Annotated in this window: 23 protein-coding genes and 1 tRNA gene; 6 read left to right on the plus strand and 18 right to left on the minus strand. The window is 71.2% G+C overall.

Annotated elements, in window-relative coordinates; all coding sequences use genetic code 11:
- Nucleotides 1-18: 18 nt before the first annotated feature.
- From ACZ43H_RS16880 to ACZ43H_RS16920, 9 genes are all read right to left on the minus strand, one after another.
- Nucleotides 19-1,404 carry a (Fe-S)-binding protein gene (locus ACZ43H_RS16880; protein WP_464584803.1) on the minus strand — a complete coding sequence of 462 codons (1,386 nt, stop codon included), beginning with the start codon at nt 1,402-1,404 and terminating at the stop codon, nt 19-21.
- A complete protein-coding gene (locus tag ACZ43H_RS16885; protein WP_464584805.1) occupies nt 1,404-2,651 on the minus strand; it encodes an FAD-binding oxidoreductase in 1,248 nt (415 codons plus the stop codon). The genes ACZ43H_RS16880 and ACZ43H_RS16885 overlap by 1 nt, the downstream gene beginning before the upstream one ends.
- 16 nt (nt 2,652-2,667) lie before the next feature.
- Nucleotides 2,668-4,182, minus strand: a complete 1,515-nt coding sequence (locus ACZ43H_RS16890; RefSeq protein WP_464584806.1) for an FAD-linked oxidase C-terminal domain-containing protein — start codon at nt 4,180-4,182, stop codon at nt 2,668-2,670.
- A 14-nt stretch (nt 4,183-4,196) separates the two neighbouring features.
- On the minus strand, nt 4,197-4,625 hold the full coding sequence (locus tag ACZ43H_RS16895) for a GlcG/HbpS family heme-binding protein (RefSeq protein WP_464584808.1): 429 nt from the start codon (nt 4,623-4,625) through the stop codon (nt 4,197-4,199).
- Nucleotides 4,622-6,793, minus strand: a complete 2,172-nt coding sequence (locus tag ACZ43H_RS16900; RefSeq protein ID WP_464584810.1) for a malate synthase G — start codon at nt 6,791-6,793, stop codon at nt 4,622-4,624. The genes ACZ43H_RS16895 and ACZ43H_RS16900 overlap by 4 nt, the downstream gene beginning before the upstream one ends.
- Before the next feature lie 230 nt (nt 6,794-7,023).
- On the minus strand, nt 7,024-8,229 hold the full coding sequence (locus tag ACZ43H_RS16905; protein ID WP_464584812.1) for an acyl-CoA dehydrogenase family protein: 1,206 nt from the start codon (nt 8,227-8,229) through the stop codon (nt 7,024-7,026).
- 2 nt (nt 8,230-8,231) lie between these two features.
- On the minus strand, nt 8,232-9,314 hold the full coding sequence (locus ACZ43H_RS16910) for a phosphotransferase family protein (RefSeq protein WP_464584814.1): 1,083 nt from the start codon (nt 9,312-9,314) through the stop codon (nt 8,232-8,234).
- A complete protein-coding gene (locus tag ACZ43H_RS16915; protein WP_464584816.1) occupies nt 9,311-10,975 on the minus strand; it encodes a class I adenylate-forming enzyme family protein in 1,665 nt (554 codons plus the stop codon). Before ACZ43H_RS16915 ends, ACZ43H_RS16910 begins: the two co-directional genes overlap by 4 nt.
- A gap of 26 nt (nt 10,976-11,001) precedes the next feature.
- Entirely contained in the window at nt 11,002-11,955 is a 954-nt protein-coding gene (locus ACZ43H_RS16920; protein WP_464584817.1) for a cyclase family protein, read from the minus strand.
- Nucleotides 11,956-12,122: 167 nt separating this feature from the next.
- On the opposite strand from ACZ43H_RS16920, the gene ACZ43H_RS16925 reads away from it, so the two are divergent.
- A complete protein-coding gene (locus tag ACZ43H_RS16925; RefSeq protein ID WP_464584819.1) occupies nt 12,123-12,992 on the plus strand; it encodes a TetR family transcriptional regulator in 870 nt (289 codons plus the stop codon).
- Between the two features lie 19 nt (nt 12,993-13,011).
- Here the strand turns inward: ACZ43H_RS16925 and ACZ43H_RS16930 are convergent, their stop codons facing one another.
- Nucleotides 13,012-14,289, minus strand: coding sequence for a hydroxyacid-oxoacid transhydrogenase (locus ACZ43H_RS16930; RefSeq protein WP_464584820.1), 1,278 nt, complete (start codon nt 14,287-14,289; stop codon nt 13,012-13,014).
- 79 nt (nt 14,290-14,368) lie between these two features.
- On the opposite strand from ACZ43H_RS16930, the gene ACZ43H_RS16935 reads away from it, so the two are divergent.
- A complete protein-coding gene (locus ACZ43H_RS16935) occupies nt 14,369-15,307 on the plus strand; it encodes a metallophosphoesterase (RefSeq protein WP_464584822.1) in 939 nt (312 codons plus the stop codon).
- 6 nt (nt 15,308-15,313) lie between these two features.
- On the opposite strand, the gene ACZ43H_RS16940 is transcribed toward ACZ43H_RS16935, so the two are convergent.
- Complete coding sequence (locus ACZ43H_RS16940; protein ID WP_464584824.1) at nt 15,314-16,084, minus strand: ribosome hibernation promotion factor; 771 nt, start codon at nt 16,082-16,084, stop codon at nt 15,314-15,316.
- Nucleotides 16,085-16,274: 190 nt separating this feature from the next.
- Nucleotides 16,275-16,356: transfer RNA gene (locus ACZ43H_RS16945), tRNA-Tyr, on the minus strand.
- Between the two features lie 120 nt (nt 16,357-16,476).
- Between ACZ43H_RS16945 and ACZ43H_RS16950 the strand changes: the two genes are divergently transcribed.
- On the plus strand, nt 16,477-16,968 hold the full coding sequence (locus ACZ43H_RS16950) for a YajQ family cyclic di-GMP-binding protein (protein ID WP_379177009.1): 492 nt from the start codon (nt 16,477-16,479) through the stop codon (nt 16,966-16,968).
- Between the two features lie 78 nt (nt 16,969-17,046).
- On the opposite strand, the gene ACZ43H_RS16955 is transcribed toward ACZ43H_RS16950, so the two are convergent.
- The 4 genes from ACZ43H_RS16955 to ACZ43H_RS16970 form a co-directional block, all read right to left on the minus strand.
- On the minus strand, nt 17,047-18,030 hold the full coding sequence (locus ACZ43H_RS16955) for a sulfate/molybdate ABC transporter ATP-binding protein (protein ID WP_464584826.1): 984 nt from the start codon (nt 18,028-18,030) through the stop codon (nt 17,047-17,049).
- A complete protein-coding gene (locus tag ACZ43H_RS16960; RefSeq protein WP_464584828.1) occupies nt 18,027-18,860 on the minus strand; it encodes a sulfate ABC transporter permease in 834 nt (277 codons plus the stop codon). Before ACZ43H_RS16960 ends, ACZ43H_RS16955 begins: the two co-directional genes overlap by 4 nt.
- Nucleotides 18,853-19,596: a sulfate ABC transporter permease subunit CysT gene (gene cysT / locus ACZ43H_RS16965; protein ID WP_464584830.1), complete on the minus strand. Its 744-nt coding sequence runs from the start codon at nt 19,594-19,596 to the stop codon at nt 18,853-18,855. The genes ACZ43H_RS16960 and cysT overlap by 8 nt, the downstream gene beginning before the upstream one ends.
- Before the next feature lie 107 nt (nt 19,597-19,703).
- Nucleotides 19,704-20,723 (minus strand): sulfate ABC transporter substrate-binding protein, encoded by a 1,020-nt coding sequence (locus ACZ43H_RS16970; RefSeq protein WP_464584832.1) that lies wholly within the window; start codon nt 20,721-20,723, stop codon nt 19,704-19,706.
- A gap of 221 nt (nt 20,724-20,944) precedes the next feature.
- Here ACZ43H_RS16970 and ACZ43H_RS16975 point away from each other — a divergent pair, with 221 nt between their 5' ends.
- Both ACZ43H_RS16975 and ACZ43H_RS16980 read left to right on the plus strand, forming a co-directional pair.
- Complete coding sequence (locus ACZ43H_RS16975) at nt 20,945-22,879, plus strand: 2-oxoacid:acceptor oxidoreductase subunit alpha (protein WP_464590846.1); 1,935 nt, start codon at nt 20,945-20,947, stop codon at nt 22,877-22,879.
- On the plus strand, nt 22,876-23,970 hold the full coding sequence (locus tag ACZ43H_RS16980) for a 2-oxoacid:ferredoxin oxidoreductase subunit beta (protein ID WP_464584834.1): 1,095 nt from the start codon (nt 22,876-22,878) through the stop codon (nt 23,968-23,970). The genes ACZ43H_RS16975 and ACZ43H_RS16980 overlap by 4 nt, the downstream gene beginning before the upstream one ends.
- Nucleotides 23,971-24,043: 73 nt before the next feature.
- On the opposite strand, the gene ACZ43H_RS16985 is transcribed toward ACZ43H_RS16980, so the two are convergent.
- Nucleotides 24,044-24,487, minus strand: a complete 444-nt coding sequence (locus ACZ43H_RS16985) for a hypothetical protein (RefSeq protein ID WP_464584836.1) — start codon at nt 24,485-24,487, stop codon at nt 24,044-24,046.
- Between the two features lie 132 nt (nt 24,488-24,619).
- Between ACZ43H_RS16985 and rarD the strand changes: the two genes are divergently transcribed.
- Nucleotides 24,620-25,528, plus strand: coding sequence for an EamA family transporter RarD (gene rarD / locus ACZ43H_RS16990; protein WP_464584838.1), 909 nt, complete (start codon nt 24,620-24,622; stop codon nt 25,526-25,528).
- A 57-nt stretch (nt 25,529-25,585) separates the two neighbouring features.
- Here rarD and ACZ43H_RS16995 read toward each other — a convergent pair whose 3' ends face one another.
- A complete protein-coding gene (locus ACZ43H_RS16995) occupies nt 25,586-26,518 on the minus strand; it encodes a polyprenyl synthetase family protein (protein WP_464590848.1) in 933 nt (310 codons plus the stop codon).
- Nucleotides 26,519-26,591: the final 73 nt, after the last annotated feature.

Here is a 26,591-nt window from a genome sequence, read left to right on the forward strand (position 1 = left end):
TCCCGAAAGGTGGGTGGATCAGGCGGAGGGGCGGGTCCCCTCACGGAGGCTGGAGGCGGGCACGCCGCGCAGGGAGGCGTCGAGGACCTCGACGGTGTGGGCCATCCCCATGGGGTGACCCGACCTCTCGATGGCCGAGGTGACCTGCATCAGGCACCCGGGGTTGGCGGTGACCAGGAGCTCGGCGCCGGTGGCGACGATGTTCGCGGCCTTGCGGTCACCGAGCTCGCGGGCCGGCTCGGGGTTGAGGATGTTGTAGATGCCCGCCGAGCCGCAGCACAGCTCGGGCTCGGCGATCTCCCGCAGCTCCAGGCCCGGGATCCCGCGCAGCAGGCTGCGCGGCTGGGCGCGCACGCCCTGGGCGTGGGCGAGGTGGCACGCGTCGTGGTAGGCCACGGTCACCTCCAGCGGGTGCCGCGTGGCGACCGGGCCGAGCTCGTCGAGGACCTCGGAGACGTCCTTGACCTTCTCGGCGAACGCCTGCGCCCGGTCGGCGTACGCCGGGACGTCAGCCAGCAGGCGCGCGTAGTCCTTCATCGTCGAGCCGCAGCCGGCGGCGTTGACGACGACGCGTTCGACGCCGGCCGCCTCGAAGGCGTCGACGATCCCTCGGGCGTAGCGCTGCGCCTCCTCCTCCCGGCCGTTGTGGACCGAGAGGGCGCCGCAGCAGCCCTGGCCGGACGGCACCACGACGTCGCAGCCCTCGGCCTGCAGCACGCGCGCGGTGGCGGCGTTGACCCCGGGGAAGAACGCGCCCTGCACGCAGCCGGTGAGCAGGCCGACCACGGCCCGCCGCTCCCCGGTCGCCGAGATCCGCTCGGGCAGCCTCTCGGGCTTGCCGAGCCGGGGGGCGAGGCTCTCCATGGCCGCGAGGTGGGGCGCCATCCGCTCGAGCAGGCCGGTACGCCGCAGGGCGCGGTCCAGCCCGGTGCGCTGCAGCCCGCGCAGGGGGCCGCGCAACAGGCGCAGCCGGCGCGGGTGCGGGAAGATCGCGAAGATCAGGGAACGCAGGGCCCGCTCGGACGCCGACCGCTGGTGGTGGCGCTCGACCTGCGCCCGGGTCTGCTCGATGAGGGTGTCGTACTGCACGCCCGACGGGCACGCGGTCACGCAGGACATGCAGCCCAGGCAGGCGTCCCAGTGCGACACCATGGCGTCGCTCATCGGCTCGCCCTCGAGGCCTTCCTTCATCAGGTAGATCCGGCCGCGCGGTGAGTCCATCTCCTCGCCCCACAGGACGTAGGTCGGGCAGGTCGGCAGGCAGAAGCCGCAGTGGACGCAGTCGCCGATGAGTGCGGCGTCCGGGGGGTGGTGCTCGTCGAACGCTCCTCCCGGGGCGGGCACCCCGAGGTCGACGATCGAGCCCGTCTCGCCGAGCGCGCCGGTCGTCTGCTCGGTGCTCATCAGATGCCTCCCACGAATCGGCCCGGCGCGAGCCGGTGGTCGGGGTCGAACTGGTCCTTCACGCGACGCATCAGGTCGATCGCGGGGACCGGGCCCCAGCAGTCGAGGCCGGTCTTCACCGACGCAGCCGCGTCGAGCACGACGGCACTGCCGCCGTGCCGACCGGACACCTCGCGCAGCCGGGTCAGCGCCGTCGCCACCTCGTCGACGGGCACACCGGCCGGAATCGCGGCATACACCACGCCGGCGCCGGCGGAGCCGCTGACCGCGACGGGGACGCCGGTGTCGCGCGCGGCAGCCAGCACGTCCGCCAGCCCGGAGAGCACGAACGTCAGCTTCAGCGCGGTGGCGCGCTCCTCACCGGTGGCGGCGTGCTCCCAGGGGTACGCCGCCCAGCCGGCGGGGGCCTGATCGGTCTCGCTCGACTCGTCGCCGAGCAGCCCGCGCACGGTGGCGGCCCGACCCTCGACGCCGTGCTCGCGCCCCTCGAGCAGCACCGTGAGCACGCCGCTGCCGGTGGGCGCCCAGCCGATCTCGACCGCCGCGGGCACGACCTGCGAGTGCACCGCCTCCTGGGCCAGCCGCTGCGCCTGGGCGGGCGTGGTGACGGGCACGCTGATCCAGCGCTGGGCCTCGGGCTCGGGGTGCAGCCGGAACAGGGCCTCGGTGACGACGGCGAGCGTGCCGTACGAGCCGACCACGAGCTTGCCGAGGTCGTAGCCGGCGACGTTCTTCACGACCCGGCCGCCCGCCTTGGCGACGACGCCGTCGGCGCGGACCACGGTCAGGCCGATGAGCAGGTCGCGCATGGTGCCGCCGACCATGCGGCGCGGCCCGCTGGTGTTGGTGGCGAGGGTGCCGCCGACGGTGCCACCGGGCACGGTCGCGTCGATGGTGACGCGCTGGCGCGCCTCCCCCACGACCGACTGCACGGCGTCGAGGGTGGCGCCGGCCTGCGTCTGCACGATCAGGTCGCCCGCGGCGTGGTCGAGCACCCGGTCCATCGCGCCGAGGTCGAGCAGCACGTCGGCGCTGGTCGGCGGGAGACCCCACGTGAGCTTGGTGCCGCGCCCCCTCGGAACCACCGTCAGCCGGTGCTCGGCGGCCACGCGCATCACCGCGGCGACCTCCTCGGTCGAGGCGGGGCGGGCGACCACGCCGGGGGCGACGCCGTCCACGACGTCCTCGGGGCCCGGTTCGCGCACCTCCGCGCACGCCGACTGCAGCACGTCCGTCGTGGTCGTCATCAGAAGACCTCCCCCATCAGAAGACCTCCGCGATGCCGGCCTGCTGCAGCGGGTGCGGGGCCTTGTGCCGGCCGGGGACCTCGCCGCACAGCCGCGGGGTCGGGAAGACCTTGCCGGGGTTGGAGATGCCGTGCGGGTCGAACGCGCAGCGCACCAGCTGCATGGTGTCGAGGTCCTCCTCGGTGAACATCTTCGGCATGTACGCCGCCTTGTCGACGCCGACGCCGTGCTCGCCGGTGATCGAGCCACCGTGCCCGATGCACAGGTCGAGGATCGCGCCGCTGACCTGCTCGGCCGCCTCACCGGCCCCCTCGACCGCGTCGTCGAAGAGCACCAGCGGGTGGAGGTTCCCGTCGCCGGCGTGGAAGACGTTGGCGACCCGGACACCGGAGGAGGCCGAGACCTCGGCGATCGCGCGCAGCACCTCGGGCAGGGCGGTGCGCGGGATGACGCCGTCCTGGACGATGTAGTCCGGGCTGATCCGGCCGACCGCCGCGAACGCCGACTTGCGGCCCTTCCAGATCAGGGCCCGGTCGGCGGGATCGGTGGCGAGTCGCTGCTCGAAGGCCCCGTTCTCGGCGCAGAGCCGCTCCACCGCGGCGTACTCCTGCTCGACGTCGTCGGCCGCGCCGTCGAGCTCGATCACCAGCACCGCCCCGGCCCCGGCGGGGTAGTTGCACTGGACGGCGGCCTCGGCGGCCTCGATGGCCAGCGCGTCCATCATCTCGATGGCGGCGGGGACCACGCCGGCGGCGATGATCGCCGAGGTGGCGGCGCCGGCCTGGTCGGTGGACTCGAAGCCCACCAGGATCGTGCGCACCTCCTCGGGGAGCCGGGTCAGGCGCACCGTGATCGAGGTGGCGACGCCGAGCGTCCCCTCCGAGCCGACCACCGCGCCGAGCAGGTCGTAGCCTGGGCTGTCGGGGGCCGCGCTGCCGAGCTGCACGAGGTCACCGTCGGGGGTGACGAGCTCGGCGGCGACGACGTGGTTGGTGGTGAAGCCGTACTTGAGGCAGTGGGCGCCTCCGGAGTTCTCCGCGAGGTTGCCGCCCACCGAGCAGATCTGCTGGCTGGAGGGGTCGGGGGCGTAGTAGTAGCCGAGCGGGGTGGCTGCGCGGGTGACGTCGAGGTTGATGACGCCCGGCTCGACCACCGCGCGCTGGTCCTCGCGACGCACTTCCCGGATGGCGCGCATCCGCGAGGTCACCACGAGCACGCCGTCGGCGTGCGGCAGGGCACCGCCCGACAGGCCGGTGCCGGCCCCGCGGGCCACGAAGGGGACCCGGTGCTCGGCGCAGGCGGTCACGATCGCGGCGAGCTGCTCGGCGGTCTCCGGGATCACCACGAGCGCCGGCGTGACGCGGTAGTGGGCGAGCCCGTCGCACTCGTAGGTCCGCAGCCGCGCCCGGTCGGTGATCACGCCGGCCGCGGGCAGCAGCTCGGACGCCCGGCGGGCGACCGCCGCGATGCCGGCCGCGCTGTCCGCACTCCCCGTCCGGGTCGCCCCCGTGCTCGCTGCGGTCCCCGTCATCGCGCCGCGCCCCCTCAGTCGACCTGGGCGGTGAGTCCGGCGCCCTCGATGCCCGCGACCGCCGCGGCCTCGTCGTTGTCCGAGGTGTCGCCGGTGACGCCGACCGCCCCGAGGAGCGTGCCGTCGGCGTCGCGGACCAGCACCCCGCCGGGCACCGGCACGAGCGCGCCTCCGACGGCCGAGGTGACCGCGGCGATGAAGTAGGGCTGCTGCTCGGCCCGGCCCATGATCGAGCGGGATCCCATGCCGAGCGAGAGGGCGCCGTGGGCCTTGCCGAAGCCGATCTCGAAGCGCTTCATAGACGACCCGTCCTCGCGCTCCACGGCCACCACGTGGCCGCCGTCGTCGAGCACCACCACGGTCAGCGGCTTGAAGCCGGCCTCGCTCGAGTGCGCACGGGCGCCGGCGATGATCCGGCGGGCGGTCTCCAGGTCCAGGCTCACGAAGAGCTCTCCTTCTTCTTCAGGGCGCGGTGGCGGTGCAGGATCGGCTCGGTGTAGCCGCTGGGCTGGGTGAGCCCCTCGAGCACGAGCTCGCGGGCGGCGGCGAACGCCTGGCCGTCGAAGCCCGGGGCCATCGGGGTGTACGCCGGGTCGCCGGCGTTCTGCTCGTCGACGACCTTCGCCATCCGGCGCAGTGTCTCGTCGACCTGCTCGGTGCTCACGACGCCGTGGTGCAGCCAGTTGGCGACGTGCTGCGCGGAGATCCGGCAGGTGGCGCGGTCCTCCATCAGCGGCTCCCCGGTGATGTCGGGGACCTTCGAGCAGCCCACCCCGGAGTCGACCCAGCGGACGACGTACCCGAGCAGGCTCTGGAGGTTGTTGTCGATCTCGGCCTGGCGGTCCTCCTCGGACCACGAGTCCGGGTCGCCCAGCGGGACCTGGAGCAGCTGCTCGCGCTCGCGGCGGCGGCCGCCCCGCTGGAGCTCCTCCTGGCGGGCCCGGACGTCGACCTGGTGGTAGTGCAGCGCGTGCACGGTGGCCGCGGTCGGTGACGGCACCCACGCGCAGCTCGCGCCGGCCTGCGGGTGGCCGACCTTGGCGTCGTACATCGCGGCGAGGCTGTCGGGCGCGGCCCACATGCCCTTGCCGATCTGGGCCCGGCCGAGCAGCCGGCACTCGAGGCCGATGTCGACGTTCAGGTCCTCGTAGGCCTTGATCCAGGTCTCGCCCTTCATGTCGTTCTTGCGGACCATCGGCCCCGCCTGCATGGAGGTGTGGATCTCGTCGCCGGTGCGGTCGAGGAACCCGGTGTTGATGAACGCGACCCGCTCCCGGGCCTCGGCGATGCAGGCCTTCAGGTTGAGGGTCGTACGCCGCTCCTCGTCCATGATCCCGACCTTGACGGTCAGTCGCGGGAGGCCGAGCAGCTCCTCGACCCGGCCGAAGAGCTCGACGGCGAAGGCCACCTCGTCCGGGCCGTGCATCTTGGGCTTCACGACGTACATCGAGCCGTGGCGGGAGTTGGCCAGCTCGGACTCGCCGCGCAGGTCCCGGAGGCTGCCGAGCGCGGTCATGACGGCGTCGAGGATGCCCTCGGGCACCTCGTTGCCGTCGCGGTCGAGCACCGCGTCGGTGGTCATCAGGTGGCCGACCTGGCGGATGAACAGCAGTGACCGGCCGCGCAGCGTGACCTCCTCGCCGGAGGTCGTGGCATAGGTGCGGTCGGGGTTCATCGACCGGGTGAACGTCCTGCCGTTCTTGGTGACCTCCTCGGCGAGGGTGCCCTCCATCAGCCGCTTCCAGTTGCGGTAGCCGAGGACCTTGTCGTCGGCGTCGACGGCCGCGACCGAGTCCTCGAGGTCCATGATCGTGGAGACCGCGGCCTCCAGCAGCAGGTCCTTGACGCCGGCGGCGTCGGTGGCCCCGATCGAGTCCTCGCGGTCGACCTGGATCTCGACGTGCAGCCCGTGGTGGACCAGCAGCACCGCCTCCGGCGAGCCGGCGTCCCCCCGGAACCCGACCAGCTGGCCCGGGTCGGCGAGGCGGACCACGTCGCCCTTGACCGTGACGGCCACGCCGGCGTCGTCCACGGCGTACGCCTCGGCGTCGGCGTGGGAGCCGGAGGCCAGCGGGAAGTGCTCGTCGAGGAAGGCGCGGCCGCGCCGGATGACCTCGTCACCGCGGACCTTGTTGTAGCCCTCGCCCGGGGCGAGGTCGCCGTCCTGCGGGACCACGTCGGTGCCGTAGAGCGCGTCGTAGAGCGAGCCCCACCGGGCGTTGACCGCGTTGGTCGCGAACCGGGCGTTGAGCAGCGGCACCACCAGCTGGGGCCCGGCGATCCGGGCCACCTCGTCGTCGACGCCGTCCGTGGTCACGCTGACCTCGGCAGGCTCGTCGAGGAGGTAGCCGATCTCCCGCAGGAACGCGGTGTAGGCCGGCGTGTCGGGGGCTCCCGGGTGCTCGCGGTGCCACTCGTCGATGCGGGCCTGCAGCTCCTCGCGCCGGGCGAGCAGCTCGCGGTTGCGCGGCGCCAGGTCATGGACGATGGCGTCCAGACCCGACCAGAACGCGTCCGGGTCCACGCCGGAGCCCGGCAGCGCCTCCTCGGTGACGAAGCGGTGCAGCACCTCCGCGACGTCGAGCCCACCGACCTGTACCCGTCGTGCCATCTCCGAGCCTCCACTATTCCGCATCGTGGAACAAATGTTTCGCTTGCTGGAACCCTAGGTCGTGTCGCCTGGTCTGACAACGTCTGTACGTGACCGCAGTCACGCTCCTTCATGCGCACCCGGGCCAAACCCACCGAGTCGGCGCTGCTTGACGCCCGGAACGCCGAGTCGGCGCTGCTTGACGCCCTGGCACGCGTCAAGCAACGCCGACTCGGCGTGGTTCTCGGGGGTCAGCCGACGTAGGGGCGCTCCCGGCGCAGCTCCTCGCGGGCGATCGAGCGGCGGTGCACGGCGTCGGGGCCGTCGACGATGCGCAGCACCCGCGCCCAGGCATAGAAGTAGGCCAGCGGGGTGTCGTCGCTGACGCCCGCGGCCCCGAACACCTCGATCGCGCGGTCGATGACCGCGGTCGCCATCGCCGGTGCCGCCACCTTGATCGCGGCGATCTCGGTGCGCGCCCCCTTGGCGCCGACGGTGTCGATGAGCCAGGCGGTCTTGTAGACCAGCAGCCGGGCCTGGTCGATCTCGATCCGCGAGCGCGCGATCAGGTCCTGGACGACGCCCTGGTCGGCGAGGTGCTTGCCGAAGGCCACCCGCGACCGGGCCCGGTCGACCATCAGGGCCAGCGCGCGCTCTGCCATCCCGATCGCCCGCATGGCGTGGTGGATGCGCCCGGGACCGAGCCGTGCCTGGGCGATCATGAAGCCGTCACCCTCGCCCGCGAGCAGGTTCGCCGCCGGCACCCGCACGTCGCGGAAGACCAGCTCGGAGTGACCGTGCTGGTCCTGGTAGCCGAAGATCGGCAGGTGCCGCTCGATCGAGAGGCCGGGGGTGTCGCGCGGGACCAGGATCATCGACTGCTGCCGGTGCGTAGCGGCCTCGGGGTCGGTCTTGCCCATCACGATGAAGATCTCGCAGCGTTCGTCGGCGACGCCGCTGATCCACCACTTGCGACCGTTGATGACGTAGTCGTCGCCGTCGCGCACGATGCTCGTGGTGATGTTGGTGGCGTCGGACGAGGCCACGTCGGGCTCGGTCATCGCGAACGCGGAGCGGATCTCGCCCGCGAGCAGGGGCTCGAGCCAACGCTTCTTCTGCTCGTCGGTGCCGAACAGGTCGAGGGTCTCCATGTTGCCGCTGTCGGGGGCCTGGCAGTTGATCGCCTCGGGCGCGATCACCGGCGACCAGCCCGAGACCTCGGCGACCGCGGCGTACTCCAGGTTGCTCATCCCCGAGACGTGCGGGAGGAAGAGGTTCCACAACCCGCGCTCGCGGGCGGACGCCTTCAGCTTCTCCATCACCGGCGGGTAGGCGTGGTCGCCGTGCTCGGCGAGGTACGCCGCGTACTCCCGCTCGGCGGGGAACACCTCCTCGCGCATGAGGTCCCACATCCGGGCGCAGGTCTCCTCGGCCTTGGGGGAGAGTGCGAAGTCCATGGTCAGCCTTCCTGAGCGAGTCGGTGCAGGCCGTCCTCGGCGATCCGCGCGACCTCGCTGTCGAGGTCGCCGAACTGCTGGCCGGCCATCACGCCGGCCGTCACCCGGGCGGCGATGCCCTGGGCGATGACGGCGAACTTGTAGTGGGCGAAGGCCTCGTAGAACCCGAGGTCCCCGAGGTCCGCGCCGGTGGCGGCAACGTACCGCTCCGCGAGGTGGGCCCGGCCCGGGAACCCGGGCGTCCCGGTCACCGCCGGCGTCAGCGCCGGCTCGGACTCCCCCGGCTCGCGCCAGTAGAACAGCAGCAGGCCCAGGTCGGTCAGCGGGTCCCCGAGCGTCGAGAGCTCCCAGTCCAGGACGGCCGCCACCCGCCCGGGGTCGGTGAGGTGCATCAGGCAGTTGTCCAGCCGGTAGTCGCCGTGCACGATCGTGGACCCCTGGGCCGCGGGCAGGGCGGCTGCCAACCGGCGTCCCAGCTCGTCGACGGCTGGTACGTCGTGGGTGCGCGACCTCTCCCACTGGCCGTTCCACCGGCGGATCTGTCGCTCGAGGAAGCCGACGGGTCGGCCGTAGTCATCGAGCCCGACCGAGGCCGGGTCGACCGCGTGCAGGGCGACCAGGGTGTCGACCAGGGCGTCGGCCACGGCCACCTTGTCGGCCACCGACTCGGCGTACCCGGTGGGCAGCGAGGCGCGGATGACGTGGCCCTCGACCTTCTCCATCACGTAGAACGGCGCCCCGATCAGGGCATCTGTGTCGTCCTCGAGCAGGACCTCGGCGACCGGCACCGCGGTGGGACGCAGTGCCCGCTGGACGCGCGCCTCCCGGGCCATGTCGTGGGCGCTGGGCAGCAGCTCCCCCGACGGCGGCCGGCGCAGGATCACCACCCCGGCCGGGCTGGTGACCTCGAAGGTGAGGTTGGACTTGCCACCGCTGACCAGGGCCACTGACGACGCCCGCCAGCCCTCGTCGCCCAGCGCCTCGGCGAGAGCGGGCCCCAGCCGGTCGGGCCGGACGAGGTCCGCCCACTCGTCCGACCCGGAGGCACCCGGTCCGGACGTGACCCCCGCGCCCGCCGCGCTCACGCCGTCGTCGCGCGCAGCTCGCGACGGAGGATCTTGCCGGTGGTGGTCTTCGGCAGCTCGTCGAGGAACTCCACCGAGCGGGGGTACTTGTAGGCGGCCATCTGCTCCCTCGCGAAGTCGATGAGCTCCTGCTCGGTCGCGGTGGCGCCGGGCTTGAGCGAGACGTACGCCTTGACGCTCTCACCGCGGTACTCGTCGGGCACGCCGACGACCGCGACCTCGCGCACCGCGGGGTGGCCGTAGAGCACGTCCTCCACCTCGCGCGGCCACACCTTGTAGCCGGCAGCGTTGATCATGTCCTTCTTCCGGTCGACCAGGTAGAACCAGCCGTGCTCGTCCATGAACCCGACGTCGCCGGTGCGCAGCTCGCCACCCGGCAGCGACTGCTCGGTCGCCTCGGGCTTCTGCCAGTAGCCCGGCACCACCTGCGGACCGGAGGTGACGATCTCGCCCACCTCGCCGACCGGCGCCTCCTTGCCGTCCTCGTCGAGGATCCGCACCACGGTGTTGAAGACCGGGACACCCACGGACAGCGCGCCGGAGCTCGGGTCCACGGGAGCCTTCACGCCGAGCGGTACGGCGTGCGAGGGGCTGTTGGTCTCCGTCAGGCCGTAGATGTTGTGGATGTAGAGGCCGGTCTTCTCCTCGAACTGGTCGGTGACCGCCGGTGCGATCGGCGCGCCGCCGGAGTAGAGCATCCGGAACGACGACCAGTCGTCCTTGGTGACCCCCTCGAGACCGGACAGGCTGATGAACACGGTGATCGAACCGACGGTGAACGTCGGCCGGTGCTCGCGGATCGCGTCCATCACGACGTGGGGCTCGAACCGGTGCGCCAGCACCAGCGGACAGCCGGCCAGCAGCGCGATGCCGACGTGGCCGACCAGCCCGGTGATGTGGAAGAGCGGCGCGACGCCGAGCACGGCGTCGTCCGGGCCGAGGCCCATCCAGTCGCGATAGGTCTGGGCGTTGAACGCCATGTTGGCGTGGGTGTTCATCGCCCCCTTGGGCACGCCGGTGGTGCCGGAGGTGTAGGTCAGGATCGCGACGTCCTCACCCTTCGGCGCGACCGGTTCCGGCCGGCGGCCGGCGTGCTCGACGACGACCTGCTCGAGGTCCAGGACGCCCTCGGGGGTCTCCCGACGGGCACCGGCGAAGAGCCGCTGGTCGTCGCGGGTCTGGCCGTCGAGCGGGGAGCAGGTGAACACGGTCCGCACCCGCACCTCCCCGGCGGCGATGACGTCGCGGGCCACCGCGGTGTAGAGCTCCTCGAGGCAGAGCAGGGCCGTTGCGCCCGAGTCGGCGAGCAGGTAGGTCAGCTCGCGCGCCTTGTTCATCGGGTTGATCGCGACCGCGGCACCGCCGGCCTTCCAGGCACCCAGGAGGCCGACGACGAACGCCGGGTTGTTCTGGGTGTAGACCGCGAGCCGGTCGCCGGGGGCGAAGCCGTGGTCGGCGAGGGCGACTGCGAGGGAGTCCGAGCGGGCGTCGAGGTCGGCGAAGGTGAGGACGCCGTCGAAGTAGCGGATCGCGACCGCGTCGGGCGTCCGGTCCACGGTGGCCCGGAACAGGTCGAGCATCGTGTCGTGCTCCTGCGCGATGTCCCCGGCGGTGCCGTCGCGGTAGAGCGACAGCCAGGGCCTCTCGGTGTACGTCGTCACGGCGCCTCCCTGCACGCTCGGGGTCGTCACTTGATGGCGAGCGGGTTGACCGGCGAGCCGCTGGCCTGGTTCACCTTCAGCGGTGCGGCGGCGTAGAGGAAGGTGTACTGCCCGTCCTCGGCGCACGACGCGGCCAGCTTCTCGAGGTCGCAGATCTCGGTCAGCGTCACGCCCAGGTTGCGCATCAGCGCGCAGTGCAGCGGGAGCGCCGTGCCGTTCTCGGGGTCGGTCGTGACCTCGTTGGCGATCGTGTCCGTGACGAGGTTGGGGATCTCCATGTCCTGGAACCACGACACCAGCTCGGGGCTGTAGGTCAGGCCGGGCTCGCAGAAGCCCTCGTAGAAGGCGTCGCCCTGCTCGAAGAAGAGCCGCAGGAAGTTGGTGCGGATGATGACGATGTCGTGCTTCTCGATCTCGGTGCCCTGCGCCTTGGCACAGGCCATCAGGTCCTCGTGGGTGAAGGTCTCCGCCTTGTCGAGGTTCTCCTTGCCCCGGTAGCGGGCCATGTCGAGCAGGATGCCGCGACCGACGACGCCGCGCTCGGCGATCGGGGCCACGCTGGCCCTGTCGAGGCCACCCACGGTCGAGCGGGCGTCGTACCCGTTCCAGATCTGGCCGCCGTACCAGACGTGGCCGAGGGCGTCGTACTGCGTGGAGCCCTGCAGGAACGCGTCGATCTTGTCGTCGGCGTAGTGCAGGCCGCCCGGGAACTGCGGGGCGTCCTCGCCGTCCCACGAGGACTCGTCGAGGATCATCGTGCGCTCGGCAGGCTTGCGGCCGGGCCAGACGGGGTCGCCCTTCGGGTCCCCGATGAGGCGCTGGAGCGTGAAGACCGTGCCCGACCGGATGTGCTGGACCCCGCGCAGGACCTCCTCGGTGGTGAGGTAGTTCAGGGCGCCGATCTCGTCGTCGGGCCCCCACTTGCCCCAGTTCTTCGGGGCGTCCTTGAGGAGCTCATCCATGGTGGGCACTTCAGTCATCTGAACCTCCAGGCAGACAGAGCGATCGCTCGGGAAGATGCGTAGGTTGAGAGCAGCGTCACACGACGCTCTCGCCGAAGTCAACGGTCCTGAGCCTGAGGGATGCCTGAGAAGCGAGGAGGCGCGCCATCCGGCGGAGATCGCTCTTGTTCAGATAACCTGAACTCATGGAGTCCGAGGAGCCATCCACCGCCGGGGCCGCCGTACGCCGCCAACGGCTGCTGCACGGCATGACGCTGCGCGACCTCGCCGCGCGGCTGGGGGTCAGCGCCGCCACCATGAGCGCGATCGAGAACGACCGGACCGGGCTCTCGGTGGAGCGGCTGCGCCGGGTCGCCGAGGTCCTCGACGTGCCGGTCGCCTCCCTCGTGGCGGGCGCGGCGCCGGTCGTCGCCCACCCCGCGCCGGCCCGTGCCGCGGAACCCACGGTCCCGGCACCGACCGGTCACTGGCGCGACTTCGCGCCGCTCCCGATCGACGGCGTGCTGGCCGGGGCGATCCGGGCCTTCGTGGCGATCGGCTACCACGGCGCGAGCATGCGCTCGATCGCCGCGCTCGCGAACATGAGCGTCCCGGGGGTCTACCACCACTACCCGAGCAAGCAGGACCTCCTGGTCCGCGTCTTCGACCTGACCATGACCGACCTGATCTGGCGGGTCGAGCAGGCTCGTGACGAGGGCGACGGCCCCGTCGACCGGGTCGCGCTGGTCGTCGAGGCGCTCGCGCTCTACCACGCGCGTCGCAACGACCTGGCCTTCATCGGCGCCAGCGAGATGCGCAGCCTGGAGCCGGCGAGCTACAAGCGGATCGCACGGCTGCGCACCTACGTGCAGGAGCTGCTGGACGGCCAGATCGCCGAGGCGATCGCGCAGGGCGGGCTGCGGGTGGGCCACGCCGACGATGCGGGCAAGGCGATCGCGACGATGTGCACCTCGCTCGCGCAGTGGTTCCACCCCGACGGCCCGACCACGCCCGAGCAGATCGCGCAGGAGTACAGCCGCTTCGCGCTCGGCCTGCTCGGCCACCGCACCGCCTGACCGCGCCGCCCCGGCGGTCTCACCAGAGCTCGAGCGACCTGCGGAAGATCCCGGCGACGTCCTCGGCCGTCACGTCCTTGGGGCAGGTGGCCAGCAGCCGCTGCTGCTTGAGGGTCCCCTCGACCAGGTCGTCGACGTCGCCCTCGGCGTACCCCACGGCGCCGATGCCGTTGGGGATGTCGATGTCGCGCATCAGGTCGATGATCACGCCCGGCAGCGTGTCGGCGTTCCCACCGTCGGCGGACACCGAGGGGTCGAGGAGCGAGGCCGCGCGCAGGTGCCGCTCCGGCGCGGCGTCGAAGGTGAAGCGGAAGGCCTCCGGCGCGGTCAGGGCAACGGACATGCCGTGCGGCACCATCGCGTGGTCGGCCGGGTAGTCCTTGGGGTGGAACTCGCGCACCCGCCCGGCGATCGGGTAGCCGTTCGCGTGCGGGATGTGGACGCCGGCGTTGCCGAACCCCATCCCGGCGAAGGTCGCCGCCAGCGCCATGTCGTGCCGCGCGTCGTGGTCGTCGCCGTGGTGCACCGCTTGGCGGAACGCCTTGCCGAGCAGCGACATCGCCTTCTCCGACCACATGTCCGCGATCGGGTTGGACCCGCAGTACGGAACCCGCTGCTCGGGCTGCTTCTTGTCGTAGGTCGTGTACCAGCGCGCGGTGTAGCTCTCCAGCGCGTGGCACAGGATGTCCATCCCGGACGACGCGGTCACCCCGGGCGGCTGGGTGAGCGTGAGGTCGGGGTCGATGACCGCCAGCGTGGGTCGCAGCCGCGGGTGGCTGATGCCGGTCTTGACCTTGAGGCTGAGGACGTCCAGCACGCAGACGGTGGTGCTCTCGCTGCCGGTGCCGGCCGTGGTGGGCACCGCGACGAGGGGCTTGAGGGGCTTGGCCGGGTTCGCGCCCTTCCCGACGGGGACGTTGATGTAGTCCATCAGCTCGCCGTCGTTGGTCATCATCAGGTTGATGGCCTTGGCGGTGTCGATGCTGGAGCCGCCGCCGACGGCGACGTAGGCGTCGAACGGGCCGGCGTCGCGGGCGAAGTCGACGGCCTGCTGCATGCTCTCGTCGGTCGGCTCCACGTGGGAGCCGTCGAAGACCCGGGCCTCGATGCCGAACCGCCCCATCTGGTCGGCCACCCGCTGCGGGAGCCCGGTGGCCGCCACACCCGGGTCGGTCACGACGAGCGCCCGCGAGACGCCGTACTGGGCGAGGTCGTAGCCGACCTCGTCGGACGCCCCGGACCCGAACTTCAGCTGGGGAGCGCCGTAGGTGAAGACCGTCTCGGACTGCTGCGACATCGTCGTCCTCCTCGAGAGCGTGACCGTCTCGCCACCCTATAGACCCCGGGTCAGGGCGACCCCGGCCTAGGCTGGCCGCGTGCAGTTCGGCCAGTACCCCGCCCCGCGCCACACGATCGCCCACGTCAGCGATCCGCACCTGCTCGCCGACCGGCTGCAGTACGACGCGGTCGACACCGCGGCCGGCCTGTCCCGGGCCCTCGACCGGCTCGCGCGGCTGGACCCGCCCCCACAGGCACTGGTGTTCACCGGGGACCTCGCCGACCGAGCCGAGCCGGCGGCGTACGCCCGGCTCCGCGCGATCGTCGAGCCGGCGGCCGAGCGGATGGGCGCTGCGGTCGTCTGGGTGATGGGCAACCACGACGAGCGGGCGCCGTACGCCGAGGTCCTGTTCGGGGACGTGCTCGCGGGCGAGGGCACCGATGCTCCGCAGGACCGGGTCCACGAGGTCGACGGCCTGCGCATCGTGTCCCTCGACACCAGCGTCCCCGGCTACCACCACGGCGAGCTGACCGAGGACCAGCTGGCCTGGCTGCGCGGCGTGCTGGCGACGCCCGCCCCGCACGGCACCCTGCTGGCGCTGCACCACCCGCCGATCCCGGTGCCGACCGTGCCCGCCGCCCAGATCATCGAGCTGCTCGACCAGCACCGGCTGGCCGAGGTCGTGGCCGGCACCGACGTGCGCGCCATCATCGGCGGCCACTTCCACTTCTCGTCGTACTCCACCTTCGCGGGCATCCCGGTCTCGGTCGCCGCGGCGACCTGCTACACCATGGACCCCGCCCCGCTGGACCGGTTCGTGTCCGGCGTGGACGGCCACCAGGCGGTCACGCTCATGCACCTGTACGACGACCGCGTGGTTCACACGATCGTCCCGCTCGCCGAGGCCCCCGAGGTGACCGGCTTCCCCGCCGACGTGGCCGCTGCGGTGGAGGCGATGTCTCCCGAGGAGCGCCTGGACCTGGTCTCGCGCAAGGACTCGCCCCTCAACACCGGCGAGCTGACGGTCGGGCCGTAGGCCGGCTCAGCTGGTGATTAGGCCGTAGTGGCCGTCGTACCGGCGGTAGAGCACGCGCCCCTCGCCGTCCTCCGGCTCGCGGTAGAAGACGAGGGTCTCCTCCCCCGCATCCATGCGGGTGCGGGCCTCGGCGTCGGTCAGCGTGGGCGGACCCGGCTCGTGGGCCACCGTCGCCACCGTGCCGGCGCCGCCTCCGCCGCGGACGCCGTACCCGCCGTCGGAGCGCCGGTGCACCAGCGCCGGCTCCCCCGACTCGAGCTCGGTGAACAGGTAGAAGTCGTGGTCCAGCAGGTCCATCTCGAAGGCCGCCTCGTCGACGGTCATCGGCGTGACCGCGAACGACTTGTGCCGCACCACCTCGCGGGACTCGGCGGGACGCGGGAAGTACGGCACCGGCTCACGTCGCAGGTCGCCGTGGCGCCACTCGTGCTCCGAGGCCACGCCGGTCCAGCGGTGCCGGGTCCGGCTGCGGTCGCGGGCCTGCACGAGCTGGCGGCGAAGCCGGGACTCCATCTCGTCGACCGCCTCGGACATCGTGGGTGACACGGCGTGCGCCCGCAGCGTCACGCCGCCGAGCTCGACCGTCGCCTCGGCGCGCGCCGGCCGCTTCACGGCGGGATCGGCGCGGCGCTCCAGGACGACGTGGGCGCTCAGGACGCCGCTCGACGACGCCTCGAGCGCCTGCTCCACCTTCTCGCGCGCGTAGTCCCGGTCCCGTGCACCTGCGTGCCCTCGCAGCGTGACCTGCACCTCCGCCGACCCAGCAGACACCGACATCGCTTGCTCCCTCCGGCCAGATCCGATCGGACCGGCCTCGAGTCGATGCAACGCCCCGCGAGCTCGCGCGGGCAGTGGCCAAGGTCCCGCGCGGACGCGGCAGACGGCCCGGCACGTCGGCCGCTCGCCCGGGACACGAGCTGACCGCCCTTGAAATGTCTGACGCCCCGGTCGATGACCGGGGCGTCAGTGGCAGGTGAAGGATTCGAACCTTCGAAGGCAAAGCCGACGGATTTACAGTCCGCTCCCATTGGCCGCTCGGGCAACCTGCCTTGGGCGTTGGCGGAGGCCGATTGGCCCGGCCGACAACAAGGCGAAAGAATAGCGCAGCCCCGTCGGCGGAAGAAAATGCCGGGGGTCCAAGCCGCCGTACCGCACCACTGGAGGACACCATGGCCGACTCGTCGTTCGACATCGTCAGCAAGATCGACCGCCAGGAGGTCGACAACGCCCTCGGCCAGACCGCTCGGGAGATCGCGACCCGCTTCGACTTCAAGGGCACCGGCGCCACGATCGAGTGGCAGGGCGAGCACGCCATCGAGATCAGCGCGTCGGCCGACGACCGCGCCAACGCGGTGCTCGACGTGTTCAAGGGCAAGCTGGTCAAGCGCGACGTGAGCCTGAAGGTCCTCGACGCGTCCGAGCCCCGCCAGTCGGGCCAGCTGAGCAAGATCTCGATCACCCTCAAGGAAGGGATCAGCTCGGAGGACGCGAAGAAGATCTCCAAGCTGATCCGCGACGAGGGCCCCAAGGGCGTCAAGGCCCAGATCCAGGGTGACGAGCTGCGGGTGTCGTCGAAGAAGCGCGACGACCTCCAGGCCGTCATCGCCCTGGTGAAGCAGCAGGACTACGACTTCGCGGTGCAGTTCACGAACTACCGGTGACAGCACGCCGAGTCGGCGCTGGTTGACCGGAGCGCCCGCGGGCGACGAGGTCAAGCAGCGCCGACTCGGCGTCCTAGCTCAGCCGACGGCCACCGACCGCATCGAGGGGACCATGGTGGCGCCCTTCTCCGGCGTCAGCCAGACCTTGCTCCCCTGCTCCAGGCCCAACGACCGGGAGAGGGTCCGGGTCATCACGACCGTGACCTCCTCGCCGGTCTCCGTGGCCACGGTGGCTCGCACCTCGAAACCGACGCGCAGCAGCCGGATGACCGTTCCCTCGGTCGCGCCGGCCAGCGTCGGGGCGGTCGCCACGTTGATGTCGTGGGGACGCAGGGTGACCCCGCCGAGCTGGGTGACCTCGCCGAGGAAGCCCATGACGAAGTCGTTGGCCGGCTCGTCGTAGAGCGTGTCGGGGGTGCCGATCTGCTCCACCCGGCCCTCGTTGACGACCACGATCTCGTCGGCGACCTCGAGGGCCTCCTCCTGGTCGTGGGTCACGAACACGGTGGTCACGTGCACCTCGTCGTGCAGGCGGCGCAGCCAGTCGCGCAGCTCCTTGCGCACCTTGGCGTCGAGCGCGCCGAACGGCTCGTCGAGCAGCAGCACCTTCGGCTCGACGGCGAGCGCGCGGGCCAGCGCCATGCGCTGACGCTGGCCGCCGGAGAGCTGCGAGGGCAGCCGGTGCGCGAACTGCTGCAGGTGCACGAGGCGCAGCAGCTCGTCGACGCGGTGGGCGATCTCGTCCTTGGGGCGCTTGCGGATCTCGAGGCCGAACGCCACGTTCTTGGCGACCGACATGTGCTTGAACACGGCGTAGTGCTGGAACACGAAGCCGACGTTGCGCCGCTGCGGCGGCAGGTGGGTCGCCTCGGTCCCCTCGATGCTGACCGAGCCCTCGTCGGCCGAGTCGAGCCCGGCGATGATGCGCAGCAGCGTGGACTTGCCGCCTCCCGACGGCCCGAGCAGCGCCGTCAGCTGTCCGGTCGGCAGCGAGACGGTGACGTCGTCGAGGGCGACGAAGTCACCGAACCGCTTGCTGACTCCCTTGATCTCGATGCTCATTTCTTGCCCTCCTTCGGGCGCAGCAGGGCGACGACGACGAGGCACATGACGGCCGCGAAGACGAGCATGAAGGCCACTGAGTAGGCCGTCTCCTGCTGGAAGTTCTGGTACTTCTGCTGGACGAGGACGGTGGCGACCTGGGTGTCTCCTCCGACGTTGCCTGCGACGACCTTGATCGCCCCGAACTCACCGAGGGCACGCGCCAGGCTGAGCACCACGCCGTACACGACCGCCCAGCGGATGCCGGGCAGGGTGATCCGACGGAAGGTCTGCCAGCTGTTGGCGCCGAGGCTGCGGGCCGCCTGCTCCTGGTCGTCGCCGAGCTCCTCCAGCACGGGCACGACCTCACGGACCACCAGCGGCAGGATCACGAAGCAGGTCGCCATGATCATCCCGGGCTCGGCGAAGACGATCTGGACGCCGTGGTCCTCGAGCCACGGACCGAACCAGCCGAAGCGCCCGTTGTAGACGAGGACCAGCGCGAGACCCACCACGACCGGTGAGACCGACAGCGGGAGGTCGATGAGCACCGACAACGCACGGCGACCGACGAACCGGTTGCGGACCAGCAGCAGCGAGATGCCGACACCGAAGACGGTGTTGATCACGACGGAGATCACCGCGATCTGCACGGTGAGCTTGAGCGCGTGGACGACGTCGGGGTCCGAGAGGGCGGACCGGATGCCCTCGAGGCCGTTGGCGAAGGTGTGCTGGACGACGAACGCCGTCGGCCAGGCCACCAGCATCAGCAGGTAGCCCACCACGACCAGCCGCAGCACCCACTTGACGACCGGCGACCCGTTGCCGACGGCCGTGCTCGTGCTAGCCACGTCGGGCCACCCGTCGCTGGAGCACGTCGAGAGCGACGATCGCCAGCAGCGCCACCAGCAGCATGATCGTCGCCACCGCGGCCGCGGCCTCCGTGTTCCCACCCTCGAGGAACGAGAACAGCCGGACCGACACGACCTCGGTGCGACCGGCCAGGTTGCCGCTGATCAGCACCAGCGCGCCGTACTCGCTGATCCCGCGGGCGAACGAGAGCGCCGCACCGGCGAAGATCGCCGGCACCAGGGAGGGAAGCACCACGCGACGGAACGTCGTGAGCCGACTGGCTCCGAGCGATGCCGCCGCGTCCTCGACGTCGGTGTCGAGCTCTTCGAGCACCGGCTGGACCGTGCGCACGACGAAGGGCAGGGTCACGAACGCGATGGCCAGCAGGACCGACCAGCGGGTGCCGTTCACCTGGACCCCGATCGGGCTCTGGGGGCCGTACAGGGAGAGCAGGACCAGGCCCGCGACGATGGTCGGCATCGCGAACGGGATGTCGATGACGAGGTCGATGATCGCCTTGCCCGGGAACCGGTCACGCACCAGGACCCAGGCGATCACGGTGCCCATCACCATGTTGAGCGCGGTGATGCCGAGCGAGGACAGCACGGTGAGCTGGAGCGCCGAGCGTGTCTGCTCGTTGGTGAGCACGTGCTCGAACGTCGACCAGCCGCCACCGGCGGCCTTGACGATGACCGCGGAGAGCGGGATCAGGACCAGCAGGCTGAACCAGATCATGGCCACGCCGAGCCCGAGGCTCGACCCGGCGGTCAGGGAACCGGCCGAAGCCGACCGGCGCTTGCGCGCCGGCCGGCTCTCGACCGCAACAGATGCGGTGGCCACGGTTACTGGCCCGAATCGCCCTGGATCTTCGTGATGATGCCGACCGGAGCGCCGTCCTCACCGTCACCGAAGAACTTGTCGTTGGCCACGGACCAGCCCTCGAAGTCCTCGTCGATGGTGAGCAGCTTCGCCGGCTCCGGGAACGGGTCGCTCTCGTCGTTGGCACCCTTGACCGTCACGTCACCGACGTCCATCAGCGGCCGGTAGCCGGTCTCGGCGTAGAGCTTCTGACCGTCCTTGCTCTTCTGGAAGTCCATGAACTCCTGGGCGCCGTCGGCGGCACCGTCGGTCAGCGCGCACGGGTTCTGGATCAGCAGCGAGGAGTCCGGGACGACGTAGTCGAAGTCGGTCCCGCTCTGGCGGGCCAGGATGGCCTCGTTCTCGTAGGAGAGGAGGACGTCGCCGGTGCCACCGGTGAACGCGGTGGTCGCGTCGCGACCGCTGTCGGGGAGGGCGACGACGTTGGCGAAGAAGTCCTTCATGTACTTCTGGGCGTCCGCGTCGCTGCCGCCGTCGGCCAGGACCGAGCCGTAGGCCGCCAGCAGGTTCCACTTCGCCGACCCGGACGACGCCGGGTTCGGGGTCACGATGCCCACGCCGGGCTTCGTCAGGTCGGACCAGCTGGTGATGTTCTTGGGGTTGCCCGACTGGACGACCATCACGACGATCGACTGCGTGCAGATGCCCTGCGTGTCGTTGTCCTTCCAGTCCTTGGCCACGATCCCCTCGTCGACGAGCCGAGTCACGTCGGGTTCGAGGGACAGGTGGACCTCGTCGGCATCCTGGCCGGCCGCGACCGCGCGGCTCTGGTCGCCAGAGGCACCGTAGGACTCCTTGAACTCGACGTCCTTGCCGGCGTCGGTGTCCTGGAATGCCTTGATGACGCCGGCGTTCGCCTGCTCGAGGACCGAGTAGCCCACGAGGTTCAACGTCTTGCTGCCGTCGCCGGAAGCACTGGAGCATCCGGTCAAGGCCAGCACCCCGGCAGCTGCCACTGCCGCAACCTTGATCGTTGTCTTCATCGCGTCTCTTTCCCGCCCCGGTCACCGGGGCTTTCTCGGTTATGTCGGCAAGACTAGTCGACTTAACCGTGTCTGTACGAAATATGGACATGATGGATACCGCGTGTTGGGGATCACGGGTCCACTCCGGGAGACGGGTTCGGTGTGCTGAGGGGCCCGACTATCGTGGGAGGTCGTGCCGCCACCGCTCAGGCGGCAGAACAGCGAGGGAAGTGCGCGTGGTGTCCAAGCAGGTCAAGCAGCTGGATCGGGTGATCATCCGCTTCGCCGGGGACTCCGGTGACGGCATGCAGCTCACCGGCGACCGGTTCACCCAGGAATCGGCCGCGTTCGGCAACGACCTCTCGACGCTGCCCAACTTCCCCGCCGAGATCCGCGCTCCCCAGGGCACGCTGCCGGGCGTCTCGTCGTTCCAGGTCCACTTCGCCGACCACGACATCCTGACCCCGGGCGACGCGCCCGACGTGCTGGTCGCGATGAACCCGGCGGCGTTGCGGGCGAACCTGGCCGACCTGCCCAAGGGCGCCACGATCATCGTCGACACCCACGACTTCACCACGCGCAACCTCACCAAGGCGGGCTACACCGCCAACCCGCTGGAGGACGACTCCCTGGCGGAGTACGCCCTGCACCCCGTCGACCTCACCGGGCTCACGGTCGCGGCGGTCAAGGAGTTCGGCCTGTCCCGCAAGGACGCCGCGCGGGCCAAGAACATGTTCGCCCTGGGCCTGCTGTCGTGGATGTACGGCCGCCCGGTCGACTCGACCATCAGCTTCCTCGAGCGCCGGTTCGCCAAGGTGGCCGACATCCGCGACGCCAACATCACGGCGTTCAAGATGGGCTGGAACTTCGGCGAGACCACCGAGGCGTTCGCGGTCTCCTACGAGATCAAGCCCGCCCCCATGGCCGCGGGCACCTACCGCAACATCACCGGGAACCTCGCGCTGGCCTACGGCCTGGTGGCCAGCGGGGTCCGCTCCGGCCTGCCGGTCTTCCTCGGGTCCTACCCCATCACCCCGGCCTCCGACATCCTCCACGAGCTGAGCAAGCACAAGGCGTTCGGCGTGACGACCTTCCAGGCCGAGGACGAGATCGCCGGCATCGGCGCGGCCATCGGTGCATCGTTCGCCGGCAGCCTCGGCGTGACGACCACCTCCGGCCCCGGCATCGCGCTGAAGTCCGAGGCGATCGGCCTGGCCGTGATGACCGAGCTGCCCCTGCTCGTCGTCGACGTCCAGCGCGGCGGCCCCTCGACGGGCCTGCCCACCAAGACCGAGCAGGCCGACCTGCTGCAGGCGATGTTCGGGCGCAACGGCGAGGCTCCGGTGCCGATCGTCGCCCCGCAGTCCCCCGGCGACTGCTTCGACGCCGCCCTCGAGGCGGCCCGGATCGCGGTCACCTACCGCACCCCGGTGATGCTGCTCTCCGACGGCTACCTCGCCAACGGCTCCGAGCCCTGGCGGATCCCGGAGATCGACGACCTGCCCAGCATCGACCCCGACTTCGCCACGGCCGGCAACCACCCGCTGGAGGACGGCGAGTCCGACTTCTGGCCCTACCTGCGCGACGAGGAGACACTGGCCCGGCCCTGGGCCGTCCCGGGCACCCCCGGCCTCGAGCACCGCATCGGCGGCCTGGAGAAGGGCGACGGGCACGGCAACATCTCCTACGACCCGGCCAACCACGACTTCATGGTGCGCACCCGGCAGGCCAAGGTGGACCGGATCGCCGAGACCATCCCGCCGATGGAGGTCGACGACCCGTCAGCCGAGGGCGGGCAGGGTGCGAAGGTGCTCGTGCTCGGCTGGGGCTCGACGTACGGCCCCATCGGCGCGGGCGTGCGCCGCGTGCGCAAGGCCGGCTTCAACGTCGCCCAGGCGCACCTGCGCCACCTGAACCCCTTCCCGAAGGACCTCGGCGAGGTGCTGAAGCGCTACGACAAGGTCCTCGTCCCCGAGATGAACCTCGGCCAGCTCTCGATGCTGCTGCGCGCGAAGTACCTCGTGGACGCCATCGGCTACAACCAGGTCAACGGCATGCCCATCAAGGCCGCCGAGCTCGCCGAGGCGATCGGCGAGCTCGTCTCCCAGGCGGAGGGCGTCGACGTCAACCTGGTCTCGACGGGCTCGACCACCGGAAGCGAGGCAGGCAAGTGACCAGCACCGAACTCCCCTTCCCGGGGCTCCGCTCCGGCGTCGAGCTCGTCCCCACCAGCGACCAGCCCCAGACCGGCAAGGAGTACACCTCCGACCAGGAGGTCCGCTGGTGCCCCGGCTGCGGTGACTACGCCGTCCTCAAGGCCGTCCAGGGGTTCCTCCCCGACCTCGGCCTGCGCCGCGAGAACATCGTGTTCGTCTCCGGCATCGGATGCTCGTCGCGGTTCCCGTACTACCTCGACACCTACGGCATGCACTCGATCCACGGCCGCGCGCCGTCGATCGCCACCGGCATCGCCACGGCCCGCGAGGACCTCTCGGTCTGGGTCGTCACCGGCGACGGCGACGCGCTCTCGATCGGTGGCAACCACCTGATCCACGCGCTGCGCCGCAACGTCAACATGACGATCCTGCTGTTCAACAACCGGATCTACGGCCTGACCAAGGGCCAGTACTCCCCCACCTCCGAGGCCGGCAAGATCACCAAGTCGACCCCGATGGGCTCGCTGGACCACCCGTTCAACCCGGTCTCGCTGGCCCTCGGCGCCGAGGGCACCTTCGTGGCCCGCACCATCGACTCCGACCGCAAGCACCTCACCTCGGTGCTCTCCGCGGCCGCCGCGCACCGCGGCACGTCGTTCGTCGAGATCTACCAGAACTGCCCGATCTTCAACGACGGCGCCTTCGACGCGATCAAGAACAACGACACCAAGGCCGACGCGATCATCCCGCTCGTGCACGGCGAGCCCATCCGGTTCGGCGCGGGCGGCGACAAGGGCCTGATCCGCGACGCCCGCACCGGCGGGGTGAAGGTCGTCGAGGTGGCCGACCTGGGAGACGCGGCCGAGGACAGGCTGCTGGTCCACGACGCCCACAGCCCCGACCCCTCGACCGCGTTCGCGATCTCGCGGCTGACCGACGCGGGCTACCTCAACCAGTCGCCGATCGGCATCTTCCGCCAGGTCGAGCGGCCGACGTACGACGACCAGGCCCGCGCCCAGATCGGCTCGGCCCGCGACGCCGCGCCCGGGGCTCCCGAGGAGCGCCTCGCGGGCCTGATCGGCGGCGGCGACACCTGGACCGTCGTCTGACACACCCGCTCACGACGAAGGGCCCCACCGTCCACGGTGGGGCCCTTCGTCGTCCGGCTGCGGGAGCCGCCGATCAGATCGAGTAGGTGTACCAGACGTCGCTGAAGGAACGGGAGTACTGACCCGTCTTCGGGGTCATCGCCCGGAAGTACCAGCGACCGTTGCGGGGCGCGCCCACGGCGTGCTTCCAGTAGCCCAGGTTGTCGGTGCGGTCCTTGGCGTAGAACTTCCAGCCACCGTTCTTCCCCACCCGACGCTGGATCTTGACGATCTTGTCGGCGTACTTCGGCAGGCCCTTGACCTTGCCCTTGAAGACCAGCTTGTGCGTGCCCTTCTGCACGATCTTCGACGTGATCTCGCGCTTCGGGAGCGCCTGGCGGTCCGTGGTCGACGGCGCGGCCACCCGCGCGGCGTGGGCCGTCGTACCGCCCGTGGCTGCGTCGGCGGACGCCGACACGGCGAGCGGTGCGAGCCCGACCAGGGCGAAGCTGATCAGGCCGGTCGTGATGCGGTTCATCCGCATGATTCCCCCTCGGGTTCTCAAAGTTCAGGTGTGGTGCTCCCGCACCCTCCCCACTCCGGTCACATCCGAAACACTGGCCCGCCGACCGATCCCGGGCACCACCTGCGCGCTGTCTATGCTGGCCCGGTGCCGGACTCCCGACGTGGCCTGCTGCTGGGAGTGGCGGCGTACTCCATCTGGGGCGCCTTCCCCCTCTACTGGCCGCTGCTGGAGCCCGCCGGGGCACTCGAGATCCTGGCCCACCGGATCCTCTGGTCCGGCGTCACGATGGGTGTCCTCGTGGTCGCTCTCGGCCGGCGCCGGCAGCTCACGGCCCTCGTGCGGGACCGTCGCAAGCTGGCCCTGCTGACCGTGGCCGCGGTGGTGGTGACCGTCAACTGGGCCACCTACATCTGGGGCGTCAACAACGGCCGGGTGGTCGAGACGTCGCTGGGCTACTTCATCAACCCGCTGGTCACCGTGCTGATGGGCGTGCTCATCCTCCGTGAACGGCTGCGGCCGCTGCAGTGGGGAGCGCTGGCCGTGGCCGCGGGCGCCGTCGTGGTCCTGACACTCGACTACGGGCGGCTGCCGTGGGTCGCCCTCGTGCTCGCGTTCTCGTTCGGCACCTACGGACTGGCGAAGAAGACCGCCGATGCGGGCGCCGTCGAGAGCCTGGCGCTGGAGACGTCCGTGATCGCCCCGTTCGCCGCGGTGTACGTCGGGTCGCTGGTCGCCGGCGGCGACTCCAGCTTCGGCACCCACGGCACCGGGCACACCCTGCTGTTCCTGACCACCGGCATCGTCACCGCGATCCCGCTGATCTGCTTCGGCGCGGCCGCGACGAGGGTCCCGATGGTGACGCTGGGTCTGCTGCAGTACCTCGCCCCGGTGTTCCAGTTCGCGCTGGGCGTCCTCTGGTTCCACGAGGACATGCCGGCCGGCCGGTGGATCGGCTTCGCGCTGGTGTGGGTGGCGCTGGTGGTCTTCACCGCGGAGGCCGTGACCCACCGACGCCGCCAGCTGCGGCTCGCGGTCGAGGCCAGCGCGATGTAGCGGGTCCGCGTACGCCGTCGTTCCGCTGTCGCCAGCCAGGTCTCGACACGCCGGTCGCTATGCGGACCTGACTGCCACGATGTCGGCGAAGGCCTCCAGCGCGTCGCGCACCGGCCCCTCGGGCAGGGCCCGGAGCAGCGCCTTGGCCTCCTGGGCACGGGCGACGACGTAGGCCCGCGCCTCGTCCATCGCCGGGTGCTTGCGCAGCAGGTCGAGGGTCTCGGCGTGCAGGGCGTCGTCGCTCAGGTCGGAGTCGAGCAGCTCGAGGAGACGGTCGTCGGCCGGGTCCTGCGAGGCGCGGGCCATCAGCACCGGCAGCGTGGGCACACCCTCGCGGAGGTCGGTGCCCGGAGTCTTGCCGGACTCCCCCGACTCCGAGGCGATGTCGAGGATGTCGTCGGAGAGCTGGAAGGCGCTGCCGACGATCTCGCCGTACGACGTGAGCGCCTCCTCGACCTCGCGGCCGGCGCCACCGAAGCGGGCGCCGTACCGGGCGGAGGTGGCGATCAACGAGCCGGTCTTGCCGGCCACCACCTCGAGGTAGTGGGCGAGGGGGTCCTCGCCCGGGCCCGGTTTCACGGTCTCGAGGATCTGCCCCTCGACGAGCTGGGTGAACGTCTGGGCCTGGATGCGCACCGCGTCCGCCCCGAGCTCGGCGGTGAGCTCGGAGGACTTCGAGAACAGGAAGTCCCCAGTGAGGATCGCGACGTGGTTGCCCCACCGCGAGTGGGCCGTGACCGCGCCGCGGCGCAGGTCGGCCTCGTCCATCACGTCGTCGTGGTAGAGCGACGCGAGGTGGGTGAGCTCCACGACGCAGGCCGCGGTGACCACCTCCTCGGCGTCCGGGTGGTCACCCGCCTCGGCGGCGAGGAGCACCAGCAGCGGGCGGAAGCGCTTGCCGCCGGCCTCCATCAGGTGGCTGGCGGCCTCGGTCACGAAGCCCGCACGGCTGCGGACATGGTCCTGGAGGGCTTCCTCGACCACGGCCATCCGGGCGCGCAGCCTCGTCGCCAGCGCCTCGTCGGTCACGGGCAGCGCGAGTCCGGCCGCGGCAGATCCTGTC

The organism is Nocardioides sp. DN36 (assembly GCF_055380375.1).